This window comes from Streptomyces solicamelliae (assembly GCF_045348655.1).
Taxonomy (GTDB): domain Bacteria; phylum Actinomycetota; class Actinomycetes; order Streptomycetales; family Streptomycetaceae; genus Streptomyces; species Streptomyces solicamelliae.
The window spans coordinates 5,067,381-5,085,101 of the sequence record NZ_CP160404.1 but is presented as its reverse complement, the minus strand read 5'-3'; the positions used below and the strand labels follow the sequence as shown (position 1 = coordinate 5,085,101).

General features: G+C 73.2%; 15 protein-coding genes. 8 read left to right on the top strand and 7 right to left on the bottom strand.

Going from position 1 to position 17,721, the window contains the following annotated elements; translation table 11 throughout:
• Positions 1–36 precede the first annotated feature (36 nt).
• Positions 37–999: a 2-hydroxyacid dehydrogenase gene (locus tag ABZO31_RS23785; RefSeq protein WP_406863305.1), complete on the bottom strand. Its 963-nt coding sequence runs from the start codon at positions 997–999 to the stop codon at positions 37–39.
• Between the two features lie 75 nt (positions 1,000–1,074).
• Here ABZO31_RS23785 and ABZO31_RS23780 point away from each other — a divergent pair, with 75 nt between their 5' ends.
• From ABZO31_RS23780 to ABZO31_RS23770, 3 genes are all read left to right on the top strand, one after another.
• Positions 1,075–2,082: an aldo/keto reductase gene (locus ABZO31_RS23780; protein ID WP_406863304.1), complete on the top strand. Its 1,008-nt coding sequence runs from the start codon at positions 1,075–1,077 to the stop codon at positions 2,080–2,082.
• Between the two features lie 177 nt (positions 2,083–2,259).
• Positions 2,260–3,408 carry a PQQ-dependent sugar dehydrogenase gene (locus ABZO31_RS23775; RefSeq protein ID WP_406863303.1) on the top strand — a complete coding sequence of 383 codons (1,149 nt, stop codon included), beginning with the start codon at positions 2,260–2,262 and terminating at the stop codon, positions 3,406–3,408.
• A gap of 3 nt (positions 3,409–3,411) precedes the next feature.
• Positions 3,412–3,609: a DUF6191 domain-containing protein gene (locus ABZO31_RS23770; RefSeq protein ID WP_406863302.1), complete on the top strand. Its 198-nt coding sequence runs from the start codon at positions 3,412–3,414 to the stop codon at positions 3,607–3,609.
• A gap of 4 nt (positions 3,610–3,613) precedes the next feature.
• Here the strand turns inward: ABZO31_RS23770 and ABZO31_RS23765 are convergent, their stop codons facing one another.
• Positions 3,614–4,981, bottom strand: coding sequence for a lipase family protein (locus ABZO31_RS23765; RefSeq protein ID WP_406863301.1), 1,368 nt, complete (start codon positions 4,979–4,981; stop codon positions 3,614–3,616).
• 229 nt (positions 4,982–5,210) lie between these two features.
• Here ABZO31_RS23765 and ABZO31_RS23760 point away from each other — a divergent pair, with 229 nt between their 5' ends.
• Positions 5,211–6,506 (top strand): PucR family transcriptional regulator, encoded by a 1,296-nt coding sequence (locus tag ABZO31_RS23760; protein ID WP_406863300.1) that lies wholly within the window; start codon positions 5,211–5,213, stop codon positions 6,504–6,506.
• Between the two features lie 13 nt (positions 6,507–6,519).
• On the opposite strand, the gene ABZO31_RS23755 is transcribed toward ABZO31_RS23760, so the two are convergent.
• The 4 genes from ABZO31_RS23755 to ABZO31_RS23740 form a co-directional block, all read right to left on the bottom strand.
• A complete protein-coding gene (locus ABZO31_RS23755; protein ID WP_406865450.1) occupies positions 6,520–9,531 on the bottom strand; it encodes a helix-turn-helix transcriptional regulator in 3,012 nt (1,003 codons plus the stop codon).
• 35 nt (positions 9,532–9,566) lie between these two features.
• Positions 9,567–9,725, bottom strand: coding sequence for a hypothetical protein (locus ABZO31_RS23750; RefSeq protein WP_406863299.1), 159 nt, complete (start codon positions 9,723–9,725; stop codon positions 9,567–9,569).
• A 174-nt stretch (positions 9,726–9,899) separates the two neighbouring features.
• Complete coding sequence (locus tag ABZO31_RS23745) at positions 9,900–10,457, bottom strand: GNAT family N-acetyltransferase (RefSeq protein ID WP_406863298.1); 558 nt, start codon at positions 10,455–10,457, stop codon at positions 9,900–9,902.
• Positions 10,435–12,762 (bottom strand): MMPL family transporter, encoded by a 2,328-nt coding sequence (locus tag ABZO31_RS23740; protein ID WP_406863297.1) that lies wholly within the window; start codon positions 12,760–12,762, stop codon positions 10,435–10,437. The genes ABZO31_RS23745 and ABZO31_RS23740 overlap by 23 nt, the downstream gene beginning before the upstream one ends.
• A 233-nt stretch (positions 12,763–12,995) precedes the next feature.
• Here ABZO31_RS23740 and ABZO31_RS23735 point away from each other — a divergent pair, with 233 nt between their 5' ends.
• The 4 genes from ABZO31_RS23735 (at position 12,996) to ABZO31_RS23720 (ending at position 15,651) form a co-directional block, all read left to right on the top strand.
• Positions 12,996–13,295 (top strand): hypothetical protein, encoded by a 300-nt coding sequence (locus tag ABZO31_RS23735; protein ID WP_406863296.1) that lies wholly within the window; start codon positions 12,996–12,998, stop codon positions 13,293–13,295.
• Positions 13,296–13,348: 53 nt separating this feature from the next.
• Entirely contained in the window at positions 13,349–13,597 is a 249-nt protein-coding gene (locus ABZO31_RS23730; RefSeq protein ID WP_406863295.1) for a hypothetical protein, read from the top strand.
• Positions 13,598–13,640: 43 nt separating this feature from the next.
• Positions 13,641–14,657: a hypothetical protein gene (locus ABZO31_RS23725; protein ID WP_406863294.1), complete on the top strand. Its 1,017-nt coding sequence runs from the start codon at positions 13,641–13,643 to the stop codon at positions 14,655–14,657.
• Positions 14,658–15,099: 442 nt separating this feature from the next.
• On the top strand, positions 15,100–15,651 hold the full coding sequence (locus tag ABZO31_RS23720) for a hypothetical protein (RefSeq protein WP_406863293.1): 552 nt from the start codon (positions 15,100–15,102) through the stop codon (positions 15,649–15,651).
• Positions 15,652–16,197: 546 nt separating this feature from the next.
• Here the strand turns inward: ABZO31_RS23720 and gatB are convergent.
• On the bottom strand, positions 16,198–17,709 hold the full coding sequence (gene gatB, locus ABZO31_RS23715) for an Asp-tRNA(Asn)/Glu-tRNA(Gln) amidotransferase subunit GatB (RefSeq protein WP_406863292.1): 1,512 nt from the start codon (positions 17,707–17,709) through the stop codon (positions 16,198–16,200).
• Between the last annotated feature and the right edge of the window lie 12 nt (positions 17,710–17,721).

Below are 17,721 nucleotides of genomic sequence, written 5' to 3'. Positions count from 1 at the left end.
GCGTGTCCGTCGTGTGCCGCGCGACCGCCGGGGCGGTCAGGTCGTCAGCACGACGTTGGCGAGCTCCTCACCAGCCGCGAACCGGGTCAGCTGACCGGCGATCAGCCGCTTGGCGCGCGGCATGAAGGCCGACGTGGAGCCCCCCACGTGCGGGGTGACCAGGACACCGGGAGCGTGCCACAAGGGGTGGCCGGGCGGCAGCGGTTCCGGGTCGGTGACATCGAGTGCCGCGGTGATCCGGCCACTCTCCACCTCCGCGAGCAGCGCCTTCGTGTCCACCACCGGACCGCGCGCGACGTTCACGAGGAGGGCGCCGTCCTTCATCCGCGCGAGGAAGTCCGCGTCGGCGAGATGCCTGGTCTGCGGGGTGAGCGGGGTGGTGAGCACCACCACGTCGGCCTCGGGCAGCAGGGCCGGCAGTTCGGCCAGCGCGTGCACCGGGCCGCGCTCCGTGGCACGGGCGGAGCGCGCGACGCGCGCCACCCGCGCGCACTCGAAGGGCGCGAGCCGGTCCTCGACGGCCGCGCCGATGGAGCCGTAGCCGACGATCAGCACGGACTTGTCGGCGAGCGCCGGGTAGAAGCCGGCCCGCCACTCCTCGGCGTCCTGGCCGCGTACGAAGCCCGGGATGTCACGGAGCGAGGCGAGGATCAGGGCGAGCGTCAGCTCGGCGGTACTGGCCTCGTGGACGCCCTTGGCGTTGCACAGGCGCACCCCGGGGCGGAGGTCGCCCAGGCCCGGAGTGACGTGGTCGATGCCGGCGGACAGGGTCTGCACCACCCGCACCGACGTCATGCCGGCGAGCGGGCGCACGGCGATCTCGCTGCCCTTCATGTACGGCACCACGTAGTAGGCGCAGCGGGCCGGGTCGGCGGGGAACTCGGGGCCGCCGTCCCAGTGCAGGTAGCGCAGACCCGACGCGCCCGGGTCGGGCAGTCCGTCGATCTCGGCCGCCGGGATCGGAAGCCACACGTCAGCGGTTGTGTCGTCAACTCTCATGCCCGGGAGGCTATGCGAAGAATTCGGCAGGTCATTGGTTACTTTGGGGAGCGGCACAGGGAGGGGTACCGGCACGTGGAGCGCAGGACAATCGGGGCGGCGGCGCTCGAAGTGGGTGCGATCGGCCTCGGCTGCATGCCGATGAGCTGGGCGTACAGCAGCTCGTCGCAGCGCGGCGACCGTTCACTGCGGACGGTGCACACGGCCCTCGACGCCGGGGCGAACCTGCTCGACACGGCCGACATGTACGGCCCGTTCACCAACGAACTGCTGATCGGGCGGGTGTTGAAGGAGCGCCGGGCGGAGGCGTTCCTCTCGACGAAGGTCGGACTGCTCGTCGGCGACGGCCATGTGGTGGCCAACGGCCGCCCCGGGTACGTGCGCAGGGCCTGCGACGCCTCGCTGCGGCGGCTGCAGACGGATGTGATCGACCTGTACCAGCTGCACCGCCCCGACCCCGAGGTGCCGGTGGAGGAGACCTGGGGCGCGATGGCGGAGCTGGTCGCCGCGGGCAAGGTGCGCGCGCTCGGGGTGTGCGCGATGGGCGCGCGGGCGAGGCGGCGCTGGGGCGACGTGAGGCGCGATCCGTACGAGGGAACGATCCGTCAACTCGAACGCGTGCAGCAGGTGTTCCCGGTGAGCGCGGTGCAGGCGGAGCTGTCGGTGTGGTCGCCGGAGGCGCTGGACCGGCTGCTGCCGTGGTGCGCCTCGCGGGGCGTGGGGTTCCTGGCGGGGATGCCGCTCGGGAACGGCTTCCTGACCGGGACGCTGACGCCGGGCGGCGGCTTCGAGCCGGACGACCTGCGGGCCCGGCACCCCCGCTTCACGGCGGAGATGATGGCCGCGAACCAGCCCCTGGTCGCGGGCCTGCGGCGGGTGGCGGCACGGCACGGCGACGGGGTCACCCCGGCGCAGGTGGCACTCGCGTGGATCCTGGCGGCGGGACGGCACGTGGTGCCGGTGCCGGGGACGAAGCGGGAACGGTGGGCACGCGAGAACGCCGGCGCGGCGGAGCTGACGCTGACGGAGGCGGACCTGCGGGAGATCAGGGCGCTGCCGGGGGCGCGGGGGTCCTGGGACTGACCGGGGCTCCGGGGGCGGAGGACGAGCGGACCCTCCCGTTCGGGCGAAGACGAGCGGACCCTCCCGTTCGGGCGAATTCGAATGGACCGGGAACCCTGGGCGGCCCGTGCGGTGTTTTCCGTACGTGGGGCTGCGGGCGGCCGGGGTGGCCGGTCCGTCGAGGAAGGGGTCGGAACCATGCGACGACATGCCGGGACGGCCGTGGCGGCCGGGCTGCTGATGGTGCTGGTGACGGGCTGCTCGTCGGACGCGGGCGGGGCGGCGCCCGCGGGGACGGAGAGCCCGTCGCGTACGGCGACCGGGCCCGCACCCTCCGGGTCGGCGCCGCCTGCGAAGGGCTCGGTGCGGGTGGCGGGGACGGTCACCGAGGACCTGAAGTCGCCGTGGGGGCTCGTGGCGCTGCCGGACGGGGACCTGCTGGTCGCCTCGCGTGACGAGGGCACGCTCACCCGGGTCGACGCGCAGACGGGGCGCAAGACGCAGGTCGGCTCGGTGCCGGGCGTGGCGCCGGGCGGCGAGGGCGGGCTGCTGGGGCTGGCGGTCTCCCCCGACTTCGCCCAGGACCGCCAGGTGTACGCGTACTTCACCACCGAGTCGGACAACCGGATCGCCCGGCTGCGGTACGACGAGAAGAAGCCGGCCGGGCAGCAGATCGGCGCGCCGGACACGGTGCTGCGGGACATCCCGAAGGGCGTGGTGCACAACGGCGGGCGGATCGCGTTCGGCCCCGACGGGATGCTGTACGCGGGGACCGGCGAGACCGGGAACACCGGGCTGGCCCAGGACCGGGAGTCGCTGGGCGGCAAGATCCTGAGAATGACGCCGGACGGCCGGCCTGCGCCGGGCAATCCGGCGGCGGACTCGGTGGTGTACTCGTGGGGCCACCGCAATGTGCAGGGGCTCGCCTGGGACTCGGCGAAGCGGCTGTGGGCGGCGGAGTTCGGCCAGAACACCTGGGACGAGCTGAACCTGGTGCGGGCGGGGAAGAACTACGGCTGGCCCGAGGTCGAGGGCAAGGGCGGCCGGGCCGGCTTCGTGGACCCGGTGGCCCAGTGGCGTACGGACGAGGCCTCGCCGAGCGGCATCGCGTACGCGCAGGGCTCGATCTGGATGGCGGGCCTGCGCGGCGAGCGGCTGTGGCGCATCCCCCTGGCCGGTGAGACGTCCTCGGCGGCGCCCGAGGCGTTCCTGGAGGGCGACCACGGCCGCCTGCGGACGGTCCTGGCGACCGGCGGCGGGGGTCTGCTCCTGGTGACCAGCGAGACCGACGGCCGCGGCAGCCCGGGGCCGGGGGACGACAAGATCCTGCGCCTGGAGGTGCGTTAGCCGATGTTCAGCTCGCTCGACGAACTCTTCGCCCCGGGCCGCCGCCACCAGGAGGAGGAGCGGCAGCGCCTGGCCCTCACCCGTGAGGACGCCGGCGACAACGACCCCTCCCGGGGCCCGATAGACCTCGGCTCCGGCCGCGTCACGATACGGGTGCCGGGCCCGCCCGCCGATCCGGCGGACGGACCCGGGAAGGACTGAGCGGTCAGGACGGCGAGACGGGCTGCTCCGGCGCCAGCGAGTTGCCGGCGGGGATGCGGCCGCAGTCGGACGGGGCGGTCCGGCCGGCGAAGCGGTCGTCGAGCCAGCCCAGCGCGACGGGCGCCCAGGGCAGGGCCGTGCCCAGGTGGCTGAGCAGCTCGTACTGGCGGTACTCGACGGCCTGGTCGCCGGTGGCGCAGTACTGCCGGGCGAGCGCCCGCGCGTCTCCGGAGACCATGACGCCGTCGCCGGTGCCGATCCCCGGGCGGTTGCTGAAGGTGCCCTCCAGGACGCCCGCGTCGCCCTGGGCGATGAAGCCGGGGATGGTCGGGGTGGCGGCGGAGCCGAGGTTGAGCTTGTTGACGGCCGTGAGGAAGGCGGGAATCGAGTTGGGGTCGGCGTAGGCCGGCTTCGCCATCTTCTTCCAGGTCAGCCCGGGGTAGCGGCCGAGGGCGTCGATGATGGAGCCGTCCTCCAGCTCCTTGTAGACCTTCTGGCCGTAGTCGCTGAGGTAGGGCTGGAGGTCGATGTCGTAGGAGCGGGAGACGCCGATGACCGCCATGGGGATGACGCCGGACCAGGTCAGCGAGCCGTCCACGAACTTCAGGTTGTGCGCCGGGGCCACGAGCAGCCCGCCCTCGGCGTAGCCGACCAGCCTGCGGTTGACGTCGGGGGCGTAGCTCGGGGCGAGCGCGGCCGCCCAGTTGGTCGCGATGGCTCCGCCGGAGTAGCCGAGCAGGCCGAAGGCGGTGCCGGACGTGAGTCCGGTCTGCTCCGACGCGGTGGCGGCGCGGATCGAGTCGAGCGTGTTGGTGCCGTACTCCGGTCCGGCGGCGAAGTTCGCCTGCTGGCCCTCGGTGTCCGGAATGACGACGTCGTAGCCCTTCGCCAGCAGCGGTGCGATGAAGACCGCCTCGACGTTCGGGATGAGGCCGCCCAGCGAGAGGTCGCCGGCGATCGCCCGGGACGGCCCGTCCTCCGGGTTCAGGGAGTCGTAGAAGGACTGGTAGGACACCGCCTTGCTGCGGTCGCCCGTCAGACTGCGCACCACCGTGGTCACGTTGGCGGCGGGCCTGCCCTGGGCGTCGGTGGTGCGGTAGAGCAGCTGGACGGCCTTCAGGGGCGTGGGAATGCCGATGAGGTGGTACTGCAGCGTCCGGGTCTTCAGGACGGCGCCCGGCGCGTACGAGGCCAGGGGTTTGCTGCCGTCGTAGGTGTAGAAGGGGTCGCTCGTCGTCGCCGTGCTCGTCGTGCTCGTCGTGGCCGGCGCGGACGCGGTGGACGGGGCGGCGGCGACGGCGGTCGGCGCGGCGGTCATGACCGCCGCGGTGGCGAGGGCGACGGCGGTCAGGCGGACTGCGGCCTTGGACATGGGGTTCCTCGTTTCGTGGGGGTGTGCGACAGCGGCTCTCTGCGCGGGTGGTGCTGCGGGTCGGGTGGCACGGGGAAGTCCGGTGAAACGACGTGGCCGGGGTCCGCCACGTCTGGTCAGCTGCCTGCCGGACGTGTTACCACCGAGTAGGGGATGTCCCGGAGAACATCATGGAGCCGGTGTGCGGCCGCGTCTCCGGGGCGGACAACAGAGATTGGCGAGGTGGATTGTGACCGCATCCAATGCCGCGCAAAGCGACACTGCTGCCGCGCAAGGTGATTCGGCGCCCCGGTTCGGCGGTGTTCCGGTCCACCAGCGGCTCAAGACCTCCGCCGCGATGCTGGAACGGGCGGTGATGGACCGTCTCGTCGAGCAGTTGCCCGTGTACGGGACGCTGCCGTCGGAGCATCTGGGCGGCGACATCGCGAAGCAGGTGATGCGCGGCATCCGGAGCGTCGCCGACGTCCTGCGCACCGGCGAGCTGCCGGGCCCGGCCGAGCAGGCCGCGATCCGCGAGTCGTCCGCCCGCCGGGCCGACGAGGGCGTGCCGCTGGAGGCCGTGGTCGGCGCCTACCACCTGGGCGCGGAGGAGTGCGCGGCCCGGGTCTTCTCGACGGCCGAACCCGGCGACCTGCCCGACGTCCTGCTGGTCCAGCGCCAACTGTTCGCGTATCTGCGGCTGGTGAGCTGCGCGGTCGCCTCCGGCTATGTGCAGGAGCGGCAGATGGCCCTCAGCGACCAGCAGGTCGCCCTGCAGTCGCTGCTGTCCCGGCTCATCGAGGGCGGCAGCCCACAGGTCGCCGCCGACCGTGCCGGCATCCGGCTGCCGCCCTGCTACCTGGTGCTGAGCATCACCGTGGGCCCGCACCCCGACGAACTGGCGCCCGGCGTCAACCACTCGGTCGCCGCGCGCCGCAAGCTCCGCCGGCTCCGCAACGAACTGCAGCGCCAGACGACGGGGGTCCCGCTGTCGGTGCTGTCCGGCAGCGGCGGCCTGGTGCTGGTGCCGTACGAGACGCCGGCCGCCGACTTCGGCCGCGCGGACCGGGACCGGCTGGCCTGGCTGGTCGAACAGCTCGGCCGGATGTGCGGCGCCGACCTGCTGGCCGCGGCGGTGCCCGCCGCGCCGGAGGGCGTCGCCGAGGCGGCGCGGCTGGCAGGCGAGGTGCGCGAGGCGGCGGAGGCGTCCGGCCGGGGACCCGGCCTGTACCTGCTCGACGACGTGCTGCTCGAGTACCAGCTCAGCCGCCCGGGCCCGGCCAGGGACGGGCTCGCGGCGCTGCTCGGCCCGCTGGACGGACGCCCCGAACTCCTCGACACCCTGCGCGCGTTCCTCACCTGCAGCCTCGACCGCCGCAAGGCCGCGGCGGAGCTCCAGGTGCACCCGAACACGGTGGACTACCGCCTGCGCAAGGCCACGGAACTCACCGGCCTCGACGCCGCCCGCGGCGCCGACGTGCTGACGCTGCGCGCCGCGCTGGCCGCCCACGACGCCGTACGAAAACCCCGGCCCGACAGCGGCTGACCCGCGAAAACCCCTACGGCATCGGCTCCAGCAGCCGCAGCCGGTGGGCCATCGCGGCCGCCTCGCCGCGCGTCGCGACGCCCAGCTTGGCGAGGATGTTGGAGACGTGGACACTGGCGGTCTTCGGGGAGATGAACAGCTCCTCGGCGATCTGACGGTTGGTGCGCCCGGCGGCGACCAGCCCGAGGACGTCCTGCTCGCGCGGCGTCAGGCCAAAGGCGTCGTCGTCCGGCTCCGGGCCGGCCGGTTCCGGCTCCGGCGCGGTCAGCGAGAGCCGGGCGCGGGCGGCCAGGAGTTCGAGCTCCTCGGCCATCGGGCGGGCGCCCAGCCGCAGCGCCGTGGCGTGGGCCGAGCGGAGGAGTCCGGCGGCCTCCTCACGCCGGCCGCCCTCGGCGAGCAGCGCGTCGGCGAGCCGGTGCCGAACGCGGGCCGTCGGGTACGGCGCCTCGAGGGGCTCGTACGCGGCCACCACCGCCGCCCACCGCGCCGCGTCGTCGCGCTTCTCGGCGCGCGCCAGCTCGGCGGAGACGTGCAGCGAGTACGCCTGCCACACCGGTCCCGGCGCGGCGACCCGCCGCACCAGCCGGGAGATCCGGGCCAGCGCCCCGGCCCGGCCCTCCTCCGCGGCCGGCAGCCCCACGGCGTCCGCCTCGGCCGTCGCCGCGGCGAGCAGCAGCGGCCAGACGTACCGGTGCTTGCCGGTCACGAGCGCGTCGTCGGCCGCGGCCTCCAGGACCGCGCGGGCGTCGGCCGGCCGGCCCTCCGCCGCCGCCACCAGCAGGTCGACCTCGGCCATCGGCAGCGTGTACTGCGCCATGGGGTCCTTGCGGCCCAGCCACTCGCGGGCCAGGGCGAGATGGCCGCGCCCGACGGCGGGTTCGCCGCTCAGGACCGCCATCTGCGCGAGCCGCACCGCCGCGGCGGCGCGCGGCTTGGCGCTCTGCGTGGTCTGCAGCACCGCCTCGGCGTGCTCCCGCGCCGCCTGCCACTCGCCGAGCGTCACCAGCGAGTCGACGAGGTTGGACCGGACCCAGCCCTCGCTGTCGCGCAGACCGTGCGCGACGGCCACGGCGATCCCCGCCTCGCAGACCTCCACCGAGTCGCGCGGCCGGCCGAGGTCCTCCAGACAGGACCCGAGGTTCACATGGGCGCGCAGGGCCTCGGCCATCAGGCCGACGGCGGAGGACCGTTCCAGGACCTCGCGCATCTCCGCGAGCCCGGTCTCCACGTCCCCCGCCGCGACCAGCAGCGAGCCGCGGGTCAGCCGGGCCTTGAGCGCGATCGGCTCGTCGCCGACCAGCCGGGCGTACTCGACGGCGCGCTCGGCCGCCGCCAGGCTCTCCGGCCCGGGCCGGCGGATCATGCCCCAGCCCGCGGCGATCGCCAGCACGAGGGCGTGCACCGACGACGGCGGCAGCCCCTTCACCAGCTCCTGCGCCGTCGCGATCTCCGCCCAGCCGTCGCCGCGGCCCATCGCGGAGACGATCCGGGAGCGCTCGGTCCAGAACCAGGCGGAGCGCAGCGGGTCGTTCTCCTCCTCCAGCATCCGCAGCGCCATCTTGACGATCTTCAGGGCGCGTTCGCGCTCCCCGCCCAGCCGCGCGGCGACGGCGGCCTCGGCGAGCAGGTCGAGGTGGCGCAGCGGCGAGGTCCACGGGTCGCAGCCGCAGGAGGGGAACGACTCCGTGGGGTCGACGGGCCGCAGCGTGTCCCGCACCTCGTCGGGGACCTCGTCCCAGAGTTCCATGGCGCGTTCGAGGAGCTGCAGCTGCTCGGCGTACGCGTACCGCTTGCGCGCCTCGACGGAGGCGAGGAGCACCGCGGGCAGCGCCTTCAGGGCGTCGTGCGCGTGGTACCAGTACGAGGCGAGCCGGGTGGCCCGCTCGTCGGCGCGGACGAGGCCGGGGTCGGCCTCCAGGGCCTCCGCGTAGCGGCGGTTGAGCCGGGAGCGCTCGCCGGGCAGCAGGTCGTCGCTGACGGCCTCGCGCACGAGGGAGTGCCGGAAGCGGTATCCGTCGCCGTCCGGGGTGGCGAGCAGGATGTTGGCGCCGACGGCCGCCCGCAGCGCCTCGATCAGGTCGTCCTCGGGGAGCCGCGCGACCGCGGCGAGCAGCGGGTACTCGACGGTGGAGCCGCCCTCGGCGACGATCCGGGCGACCCGCTGGGCGGTCTCGGACAGCGTCTCGACGCGGACCAGCAGCACGTCGCGCAGGGACTCGCTGAGCTCGCAGCCGCAGGCGTTGGCGGTGATGAGCTCCTCGACGAAGAAGGCGTTGCCGTCGGAGCGGGCGTAGACGGCGTCGACGGTGGCCGGTTCGGGCTCGGCGGCGAGGATGCCGGTGAGCTGGCGGTGCACCTCGGCGCGGGTGAACCGGGCGAGTTCGACGCGGTGGACGGTGCGCAGCCGGTCCATTTCGGCGAGCAGCGGCCGCAGCGGGTGGCGGCGGTGGATGTCGTCGGAGCGGTAGGTGGCGACGACGACGATGCGGCCGCGGCCGAGGGTGCGGTAGAGGTACGACAGCAGGTGCCGGGTGGAGGCGTCCGCCCAGTGCAGGTCCTCCAGGACGAGGACGACGGTCCGTTCGGCGGCCAGCCGCTCCAGGAGCCGAACGGTCAGCTCGAACAGCCGGGCGGTGCTGTCCTCGTGGGACGGGGCGTGGCCGACGTCGCCGAGTTCGGGCAGCAGCCGGGCGAGTTCCTGCTCCTGCCCGGCGGCCGCGGCGGCGAGTTCGGCGGGCAGGGCCCGGTGCAGGGCGCGCAGGGCGGTCGAGAACGGGGCGAAGGGCAGGCCGTCCGCGCCGATCTCGACGCAGCCGCCGACCGCGACGACCGCGCCGGCGGCGCGGGCCGCGGCGGTGAACTCCTCGACGAGGCGGGTCTTTCCGACCCCCGCCTCGCCGCCGACGATCAGCGCCTGGGGCTCACCGGCCGCGGCGGCGGCCAGCGCCTGGGCGAGGGCGGTCAGTTCGCCGGCCCTGCCGACGAACACGGGACTGACGGACCTGGTCTCCACGTCGCCGAGCATCGCACAGGTGCCCGGCCCGCCGCTCGTACGGGTGATCACGCCGCCGGCGCGAAGCGGTTCCGTTCGGCGCTCACCCGCCCTTCGGATTCCCGGTGCCCGGACCGGGCGCGGGCGGCCTCCTGGGCGAGGCGCTGGGCCTCGGCCTCGCGGACGAGGTCGGCGTGCTGGATGCGGTGGAGTTCGTACGCGAACATCGTGGTCTCCCTGGGGGTTTCGGCATCGCTCCTTGCGATGACTCCACCTTCGCCGCCCAGGGGGGTGGGCCACATGGGGAGAGTGCCGGATGTTCGGCGTACGGGGTGCCTTAGGCGCCTCCCGGGACGTCTTAGGCACCCGCCCAGGCCCGCCTCAGTCGGCCTCGGCCCGCCTCAGTCGGCCTTGCGCGCGGCCCGCCACTCGGGGGCGAGCACCGACCAGACCTCCATGTCGTGGCGCTCGCCGCGGTACGGGTAGCTCTCCCGCAGCACGCCGTCCTTGGCCATGCCGAGGCGGCGGGCCACGTTGATGCTGGCCTCGTTGCCGGCGGCGACGAGCCATTCGACGCGGTGGATGCCGCGCTCCTCGACCGCCCAGTCGATGATCACGCGGGCGGCGCGGGTGACCAGGCCTTTGCCGACGGCGGCCGGTTCCAGCCAGCAGCCGGCCTCGGCGGTGCCGAGGTGGACGTCCATGGTGCGGAACAGGACGCCGCCGACGAGGGTGCCGTCGGCCCAGATGCCGTGGATCCGGCCGGTGTCGGTCGCGGCCTTGTCGGCGTAGACGCGCAGGAAGGCGCGGGCCGAGTCGAGGTCGGTGTTGACGTCGGCCAGCGCGATGAACCGGCCGATGTACTCGCGTCCGCGGTCCATGTGGGCGAGGAACTCCTCCGCCCGCCACGGCTCCAGAGCCCGGAGCTCGGCGTCGTCACCCAGTCGTATCGCGAACATCCCCGTACGTCTCCTCGGTCGCTGCCGTCACACGCTGTGCAGGTATCTGCGCAGGCGCAGCGATCTTCGCATGAGCGTCGAGGACGGCGCTGCTGTCGGCGACGCTGCGTTCGGCTGCGGCGCTGTCCGCCACGGCACGGCTGTCGGCGGCCGTACGGCACTCCGGCGGCTCGATGCTGATCCGCGGCATCCGGCGGTCCAGCCAGCGCGGCAGCCACCAGTTCGCGCCGCCGAGCATGTGCATGAGGGCGGGGACGAGCAGGGTGCGCAGGACGAAGGCGTCCAGGGCGACGGCGGCGGCGAGCGCGATGCCGAACATCGCGACGACGCGGTCGCCGGAGAGCACGAAGGCGAGGAAGACGGAGATCATGATGACCGCCGCGGAGTTGATCACCCGGCTGGTCTCGGCCAGGCCGACCCGGACCGCGCGCCGGTTGTCTCCGGTCTCCAGCCACTCCTCGTACATCCGGCTCATCAGGAAGACCTGGTAGTCCATGGACAGGCCGAAGAGCACCGAGACCATGATCACCGGCAGGAAGGGCTCGATCGGCCCGCCCCCGCCGAGGCCGAGCAGCTCGCTCCCCCAGCCCCACTGGAAGACCGCCACGACCACGCCGAACGCGGCGGCCACGGCCATCACGTTCATCAGCGCGGCCTTCAGCGCGATCACCACGGAGCGGAAGGCGAGCAGGAGCAGGAGGCAGCCGAGCGCCACGACGACGCCCACGAACAGCGGCAGCTTGCCGATGATGATCTCGGCGAAGTCGTCCATGGAGGCGGTGATGCCACCGACGTGGACCTCCAGCGAGGTGCCGTTCACGGTCTCGGGGAGCACGTCGGTACGGAGCCGGTCGACGAGCTCGCTGGTGGCCTCGGACTGCGGGGAGGACTCGGGCACCACGGTGACCACGGCGGTGTCGCCGGTGCTGTTGTAGGTGACCGGGGAGACCGACTCCACGCCCTTGGTGGCCGCCAGCTTCCCGGGCAGCTCGCCGAGGGCCAGCCGGTCGTCGGCGCCGTCGATGCCGGCGACGAGGGTGAGCGGACCGTTGACGCCCGGCCCGAAGCCGTCGGCGAGCAGGTCGTACGCCTGCCGGGTGGTGGCCGTGGCCGGACCGTTGCCCTGGTCGGAGCTGCCGAGGTGGAGCGTGAAGGCGGGCAGCGTCAGCACCGCCATGACCACGGCGGCGACCGCACCGAGCAGCCGGGGGTGGCGCTCGACGAAGGCGGACCAGCGGGCGGCGAAGCCGGTGGGGAGCTCGGGCTCGGGGCCGTGCTCGGCGAGACGGCGGCGCTCGCGGCGGCTGAGGGCGCGCATGCCGATGAAGGACAGCAGCGCGGGCAGCAGGGTCACGGACGCGGCGACGGTGAGGACGACGGTCAGCGAGGCGGCGATGGCGACGCCGTTGAGGAAGCCGAGACGCAGGACGAGCATGCCGAGCAGGGCGATGCAGACCGTCGCGCCGGCGAAGACCACGGCGCGGCCGGTGGTCGCGACCGCGTTCTCGGCGGCCTCGGGCACACTCAGCCCGCGTTTGAGGCCCTTGCGGTGGCGGGTGACGATGAACAGCGCGTAGTCGATGCCGACGCCGAGACCGATGAGCATGCCGAGCATCGGTGCGAAGTCGGCGACGGTCATCACATGGCCGAGGAGCACGATCCCGGAGGCCGCGATACCGACGCTGACCAGGGCGGTCGCGATGGGCAGGGCGCTGGCGGCGAGCGAGCCGAAGGCCAGGAAGAGCACGACGGCGGCGACGGCGACACCGACGGCCTCGGCCATGTGGCCGCCGGACTTCTCGGTCGCCTTCACGGCCTCGCCGCCGAGCTCCACCTTCAGGCCGTCGCCCGCGGCCTCCTCGGCGGTGTCGACGAGGGCCTGCGCCTGCGCCTTCGGGATGTCGCTCGCGGCCTCGCGGAAGGTGACGGTGGCGTACGCGGTACGGCCGTCCTCGCTGATCTGCGCCTGGCCGGCGGGGCCGTCGTACGGGCCGGTGACGGAGGAGATGCCGGGGAGCTCGGCGACCTCGTCGAGCATGCCGGTGACCTTCTGCTCGACCGCGGTGGCCCGGACGGAGCCCTGGTCGGTGTGCCAGACGATGGTGTCGCTGTCGCCGCCGGAGCCGGGGAAGCCCTTTTCGATCAGGGCGGTGGCGCGGCCCGACTCGGTACCCGGGACGTCGTAGTCGTTCGAGTACGCGCTGCCCGCGACGGCGGCCGCGGTCGTGACGCCGGCGAGCGCGGCGAGCCAGAGCAGGACGGTGAGCAGACGGTGCTTGATGCACCACCGGGCGATGGCGGCCAAAGGACGTGCTCCCTGGGGTTCGGAGAGGCCGTGCACCGGCCCTGCCTCGGAACACTGTGGCAGCCGATCGTGATCGTTTGCCCGTTTCGTGTCGATCCTCACAATGGTGACGCGAAGGGAACTTCGCGCGTTCCGCACGTTCCGCACGTTCTGTGGCGAGAGTCGGCCACTCCGGCGCGGGGCGGTGTGGGGGTGGGTACCGTGAGGGGGACCGCACTTCCCATGGAGGCACGATGTCCGCCGGGTATGTCGCCCAGCCCTGGGGTCAGAGCTCGATTCCGCTGCAAACGATCGGCGACATAAGAGCAGCGCTGCGGGCCGGCTATGGCTTCCCCGGCGACCGCGAGGACTTCGAGCTGGACCTCGCACATGCCCTGGAGACCTCGACGGACGCGGACCTCCAGGCGGTGGCGGCGGTGATCGTGGACTATCGCGACCGGATCCGCATCCGGCTCGACCCGGAGTTCGAGATCGCCCTGCAGGAGGGCGAGCAAGAACTGCTGCGGCTCAAGGCCCAGTGGCGGGACCGTTGAACGACGGGGCGCCCGCAGCGGTCGCAGTGATCAGCACAAGGGCACAGCAACGCTTGGCGGCACTGCCCGCCGAGCCGTACAAGGCCGTCGAAGAACTGCGGCAGGAACTGGAGCGCAACCCACGGCTCGGTCTCCCCCTCGGGGAAGCCGCCCCCGATGGTAGACAGGTGTTCAAGACGCGCATCGAGGCACGGGCGGGAATGCCCGCGCTCGTGGTCGTCTACCTGTACCTTCCCGCGCCCCCGCCACCCGGAATCTCGATCACCACCGTCGTCCCGCACGAGGACGCGGCCGAAGACTGAGGTCCGCGCCCCGGGTGTCACAAGCGGCGGTTAGGGTGCGCGGATGATATTCGGACGTGGGCGGTTTCCGGCCGCCGTCGGAAACTTCGAAGAGGCCGTGCGGGCCCAGGACGCCGACGCGGCGGAGCGCGCCTTCGCGGCGCTGACGCGGGGCTTCGGCAAGGCGAAGGACGCCGAGCTGCAGGAGGCAGGGCCCCGGCTAGCGGCCCTGCTCGGGGACGTGCCGCCCGGGCCGCGCGCGGTCGTGGCCGTACTGATCGGGGCGTGCGTCGAAAGGGGCGCCGACGCCTCGGCGTGCGCGCCGGCCGTGTTCGCGAACGCCCTGGAGGCCTTCGAGCAGTCCGCCGCGTTCTGCGAGGGCTGGACGGCGGCGGGCCGCGGCGACCTGCCCGACCACGAGGGCGAGGGCCTGGAGGACGCGGACTTCGAACGGTTCGGCTTCGAGCCGGTCATGGCCTGGCAGTCGCTCCCGCAGTTCGAGATGGCCTGCGTGGCCATGCTCAACTCCCCCGGCGTACGACGCGCGACACCGACCGCTCGCGAGGAGCTGCGCGCGGCCGTGGCGCGGGTCGCGGACCTCTGCGACGAACCGTTCAAGTGCCTCGCGTACGCCCTCGTCGTCCTCGACGACGAACCGGTCGTCGCGCTCGACCGTGCCTCCGGGGCGGGCTTCGCGCTCCGCGCCTCCGGCATCGGCGACAACTTCCAGCTGCACACCCTCCTCGCCGACGCCCTGATCGGCCGCGGCCTCGTCGCGGGCCGGGCCCCGTCGGCCGAGGCCGTCGCCCGCTGCCGCGACCAGCCCGGGATGGTACCGACCACCGGCTCGTTCAACCTGGTCGGAGCGGACGGCGAGTGGATCTGGAACGAGGGCAACCCGGCGGACATCCCCGTCGTCGACGGCGTCCGCGTCGTGGTCCTCGACCCGCCCCCGTACGAACGGAGCTGGCCGGCCGGCCGCTTCTTCCCCGGCATGACGGGCGAACTCACGTACGACCGCGCCCTGACTCCGGAGGAGTCGGCAGCCTTCCTGGCACGGGTGGCCGCCCCCGTCCGCTGACGTCAGCGGTCGACCGGTGGGCAGGGGCACGCCCCACCCCCGCCCGCCGGTCGCCCAGCCGTCCAGAGCCGAAGGCCCCCGGGCGAACGCGCTCGCAGGCTTCTGGTGCGGCCGCCCTCTTTCCGAGAGTCGCACCTTCCGGCGGTGCGTCAAGGGCGCTCCTCCGTCGCGTCGCTTCGCGATTCCGCTGTCGCTCCACCCTTGACCCACCGCCGGAAGGCGCAAGAACACTCTCGGAGGGCGGCCGGGGGGACGGGTCCGCGCAGGGAGGCGGGATGGTGGCCGAACACCGTGGGCGGCCGGCGGGTGGGTACGCGGCCGTTGAGTGGGGTGCCCAGTGCCGTCTCGGCGGCGAGACGGCCGTTGTGGGGCCGGGGTCCATGCCCGGCTGGTCATTGTCCGTGAGAGAACGGGGCTGCACGCCGTCTAGGGTGTGGAAACTATGCGACTGGTCGAGAGCGAGATCACCCGGCATGACTGGACGAGCATGCGCTGCGGGTGCGGAAGCTCGGCAGAGCACCTGGCCGGGGACCTGCTGCGGCTCACGGGCGGCGGATCCCGGCAGGAACCGCGCCACGTCGACCTCGAAGGGCACGTCTGGTCTCCCGTGGTCCTCTGGGAGCCGGCTCCCGCGGTGACCTCCGTCGCTCTGGCCGCCCTCGCCGACGACGTCCCACCGACGGCCCGCGAGTCGTTCCTCGACCTGCTGCAGTGCCTGGTGGCAGGTGAGGGGACGGACGAGGAGTCCGCTCGGCGGGGGCTCGATCTTCCCGAACTGTGCCGGGGCCACGCCACGCAAGGCCTCTGGCTGCTCTACGGAGAAGTGATGTCGAATCGGTCCCCGGGGGCCGCCGGCAGCGCCTTCGAGATCCTCACCGTGGTGGAGCCCGACAGAGCCCGCCTGCAGCGCGTCCGGGAGATCGCCGCCGATCGGCTCCCCGTCTGCTGCCGAACCGGGCTGTGCGACGACGAACTGTCCACCCTCGACCGCTGACTGACGTGTCGTAAGAGTGCCCTCAAGCCCGCCGGGTTACCCTCTCGCTTCTCACCAGTCACATCGCGCAACACCCGTCCCTGCTCTTGCGCTTGAGAAGCACGTTCGGGCACGGGCAATGACCAGCCGGGCATGCGCCGCACCCCACGACGGCCCGGCGGCCGCCGAGACGGCAATGGGCACCCCACTCAACGACCGCGTACCCACCCGCCGGCCGCCCACGGCGCCCGGCCCACAACGCCGCCCCTGCGCGGACCCTTACCCCCGGACGCCCTCCGAGTGTGAAAAAGCCCCTGGAGGTGCCGGGTCAAGGGTGGAGCGCAAGCGGAATCGCGAAGCGACGCGACGGAGGAGCGCCCTTGACCCGGCGCCTCCAGGGGCCACACTCGAAAAGAGGGCGGCCGCACCAGAAGCCCACCAGACACCCCCACCCCCAGCACCCCCACCCACACCCACACCCCCAGCAACGCCCGAGGGGCGGTACCGCTGTCCTCCGACAGCCGTACCGCCCCTCGTCGCGCGAACCGGGCGAACCCGGGGAGAGTCTCAGCCCTCGCTCACGCCCAGCTTCTCCAGGATCAGTTCCTTCACCCGCGCCGCGTCCGCCTGGCCTCGGGTGGCCTTCATGACCGCGCCGACCAGGGCGCCGACGGCCGCGACCTTGCCGCCGCGGATCTTGTCGGCGATCGCGGCGTTGCCCGCGATGGCCTCCTCGACCGCCGTGCCGAGCGCGCCCTCGTCCGAGACGACCTTCAGGCCGCGCTTCTCGACGACCTCGTCCGGCGTGCCCTCACCCGCGAGGACGCCCTCGATGACCTGGCGGGCCAGCTTGTCGTTGAGGTCGCCGGCAGCCACCAGCGCCGAGACCCGGGCGACGTCCGCCGGGGTGATCGCCAGCTCGTCGAGCGCGACGCCCGACTCGTTGGCGCTGCGGGACAGTTCGCCCATCCACCACTTGCGGGCGGAAGCCGAGTCGGCGCCCGCCTCGACCGTCGCCACGATCAGGTCGACCGCGCCGGCGTTGAGGATCGACTGCATGTCGAGCGCGGCGATGCCCCACTCCTCCTGCAGCCGGTTGCGCCGCACCCGCGGGAGCTCCGGCAGCGTGGCGCGCAGCTCCTCGACCCAGGCGCGGGCCGGGGCGACCGGCACCAGGTCGGGCTCGGGGAAGTAGCGGTAGTCCTCCGCCTCCTCCTTGACCCGGCCGGAGGTCGTGGAGCCGTCGTCCTCGTGGAAGTGACGGGTCTCCTGGACGATCGAGCCGCCCGCCTCCAGCACGGCCGCGTGGCGCATGACCTCGTACCGCACCGCCCGCTCCACCGAGCGGAGCGAGTTGACGTTCTTGGTCTCGGAGCGGGTGCCGAACTTCTCGCGGCCGTGCGGCCGCAGCGAGAGGTTCACGTCGCAGCGCATCTGGCCCATCTCCATGCGGGCCTCGGACACGCCGAGGGCCCGGATGAGCTCGCGCAGCTCGGCGACGTACGCCTTGGCGACCTCGGGGGCGCGCTCGCCGGCGCCGACGATCGGCTTGGTGACGATCTCGATGAGCGGGATGCCGGCGCGGTTGTAGTCCAGCAGGGAGTGGGACGCGCCGTGGATACGGCCGGTGGCGCCGCCGACGTGCGTCGACTTGCCGGTGTCCTCCTCCATGTGGGCGCGCTCGATCTCCACGCGGAAGACCTCGCCGTCCTCCAGCTGGACGTCCAGATAGCCGTTGAAGGCGATCGGCTCGTCGTACTGGGAGGTCTGGAAGTTCTTCGGCATGTCCGGATAGAAGTAGTTCTTCCGGGCGAAGCGGCACCACTCGGCGATCTCGCAGTTCAGCGCGAGGCCGATCTTGACGGCGGACTCGACGCCGATCGCGTTGACGACCGGGAGCGCGCCGGGCAGACCCAGACAGGTCGGGCAGGTCTGGGAGTTGGGCTCGGCGCCCAGCTCCGTCGAGCAGCCGCAGAACATCTTGGTCTTGGTACCGAGTTCGACATGGACCTCGAGGCCCATGACGGGGTCGTACGTCGCGAGGGCCGCGTCGTACGACAGCAGTTCAGTGACGGTCACGGTGAGACTTTC

Coding starts and splice junctions, on each gene's coding strand:
- ABZO31_RS23755 (WP_406865450.1), bottom strand. CDS start 9,531: ATGCTCGGCGACGTGGAGACCAGGTCCGTCAGTCCCGTGTTCGTCGGC.
- ABZO31_RS23765 (WP_406863301.1), bottom strand. CDS start 4,981: ATGTCCAAGGCCGCAGTCCGCCTGACCGCCGTCGCCCTCGCCACCGCG.
- ABZO31_RS23745 (WP_406863298.1), bottom strand. CDS start 10,457: ATGTTCGCGATACGACTGGGTGACGACGCCGAGCTCCGGGCTCTGGAG.
- ABZO31_RS23720 (WP_406863293.1), top strand. CDS start 15,100: ATGCGACTGGTCGAGAGCGAGATCACCCGGCATGACTGGACGAGCATG.
- ABZO31_RS23770 (WP_406863302.1), top strand. CDS start 3,412: ATGTTCAGCTCGCTCGACGAACTCTTCGCCCCGGGCCGCCGCCACCAG.
- ABZO31_RS23775 (WP_406863303.1), top strand. CDS start 2,260: ATGCGACGACATGCCGGGACGGCCGTGGCGGCCGGGCTGCTGATGGTG.
- ABZO31_RS23735 (WP_406863296.1), top strand. CDS start 12,996: ATGTCCGCCGGGTATGTCGCCCAGCCCTGGGGTCAGAGCTCGATTCCG.
- ABZO31_RS23750 (WP_406863299.1), bottom strand. CDS start 9,725: ATGTTCGCGTACGAACTCCACCGCATCCAGCACGCCGACCTCGTCCGC.
- ABZO31_RS23725 (WP_406863294.1), top strand. CDS start 13,641: ATGATATTCGGACGTGGGCGGTTTCCGGCCGCCGTCGGAAACTTCGAA.
- ABZO31_RS23785 (WP_406863305.1), bottom strand. CDS start 999: ATGAGAGTTGACGACACAACCGCTGACGTGTGGCTTCCGATCCCGGCG.